The organism is Pseudomonas sp. MT3, assembly GCF_054720805.1.
Window position 1 is genome coordinate 1 of the sequence record NZ_JBTVPY010000052.1, and the last position, 770, is coordinate 770.

Here is a 770-nt window from a genome sequence, read left to right on the forward strand (position 1 = left end):
AAAAGAAAACCCATCGGGCTTACGTCTGGGCCTACAGCACCACACCCTTCGCCGATCTGAAGGCCGTGGTCTACGACTTCAGCCCCAGCCGTGCCGGCGAGCATGCACGCAATTTTCTTGGCCAGTGGAATGGCAAGCTGGTCTGCGACGACTTCGCTGGCTACAAGGCCGGTTTCGAGCAAGGCATCACCGAAATCGGCTGCATGGCCCATGCCCGCCGCAAGTTCTTCGATCTGCACGCGGCGAACAAAAGCCAATTGGCCGAACAGGCGCTGCACTCTATCGCTGGGCTGTACGAAGTCGAACGCCAAGTGCGCGACATGAGCGATGAAGAGCGCGGGCGAATACGGCAGGAACAGGCTTCACCGATCCTCGACGCGCTGCATGCCTGGATGCTGGCCCAGCGTGATCGGGTACCCAACGGCTCAGCCACGGCGAAAGCCTTGGATTACAGCCTCAAACGTTGGTTGGCACTGACTCGCTATGTCGAGGATGGTGCTGTGCCCATCGACAATAACCAAGTCGAGAACCAGATCCGCCCGTGGGCTCTAGGTCGCTCCAATTGGCTGTTTGCCGGGTCGCTACGCAGCGGCAAACGGGCGGCGGCAATCATGAGCCTGATCCAGTCGGCGCGCATGAATGGGCATGATCCGTATGCCTATCTCAAGGATGTGCTCACACGACTGCCGACGCAGAAGGCCAGCGCTCTGGCCGAACTGCTGCCGCACAACTGGGTATCCGCTGGCAACGTGTAATGCCCGTTCGCTTAC

At 60.0% G+C, this 770-nt stretch carries 1 protein-coding gene; it reads left to right on the top strand.

From position 1 onward, the window contains the following. Window positions 1-755, top strand: a 755-nt coding sequence (tnpC, locus tag ACYCAX_RS26545; RefSeq protein WP_460249213.1) for an IS66 family transposase, incomplete at its 5' end; no start/stop codon positions are given. Between the last annotated feature and the right edge of the window lie 15 nt (window positions 756-770).